The organism is Neorhizobium huautlense, from assembly GCF_002968575.1.
GTDB classification, from domain to species: Bacteria; Pseudomonadota; Alphaproteobacteria; order Rhizobiales; family Rhizobiaceae; genus Neorhizobium; species Neorhizobium huautlense.
The window spans coordinates 1-796 of sequence record NZ_PVBM01000097.1; the positions used below are offsets into that span (position 1 = coordinate 1).

Sequence of the window (796 nt, forward strand, 5' to 3'; positions counted from 1 at the left end):
TGCTGCATCATATAGTCATCGCTGTTTATCAGGACTTCGAATTGCTAGATGCGACCGGCCCGGCGTCCGTTTTCGCATCCGCCAATCACGCTCTCTCAGAGGACGGAATGCCTGCATACTATGCCGTGCATTTGGCCTCGCCGAACGGTGGTGCGGTGCAGAGCAGCAGCGGTGTCGTCGTCGAAACCAAAGCATTGACGCAGGGGCCACGGCCCGTAGATACAATCCTGGTCGCCGGAGCGGAGGCCGGCGCGGTTACCGCAGCAGCCCAGACGCCGGCATTAAGGCGGTGGTTGTCGCAGAGCGCCTCTTCCGTTAGGCGTATCGGGTCGGTTTGCGCCGGCACTTTTGTGCTCGCAGCGGCGGGACTTGTGAACGGCAAGCGTGTTGCCACACATTGGAGCGCCTGCGAACCGCTTGCGCGACTCTACCCCTCCCTTACGGTCGACGCCGATGCGCTTTATGTCATCGACGGCAACGTCTGGACATCGGCCGGAGTGACCACCGGTATTGACATGGCCCTTGCCATGATCAGCGAGGATCTCGGCAGCGCGATTGCAAGCCGGGTCGCCAAGCGCCTCGTCCTCTACGCACGTCGTCCTGGCTACCAGTCTCAGTTCAGCCCGCTGCTGCGTGCCCAGGCGAAGGCCGATGGTCCCTTTGACGATCTTCTGGTGTGGGCACAGGCCAATCTCGATGCCGCGCTGGATGTGCCGAGGCTTGCGGCCAAGGTTGGCCTCTCGGAGAGGACGTTTCACAGACGGTTTGTCGCCGCGATAGGCGAGACGCCGGCACA

The 796-nt window shown here is 62.3% G+C and carries 1 protein-coding gene; it reads left to right on the top strand.

Annotation, left to right across the window (positions count from 1 at the left end):
- Window positions 1–41 precede the first annotated feature (41 nt).
- Window positions 42–796 (top strand): GlxA family transcriptional regulator (locus C5L12_RS27760; protein ID WP_245423074.1); only part of this gene is annotated, 755 nt, incomplete at its 3' end.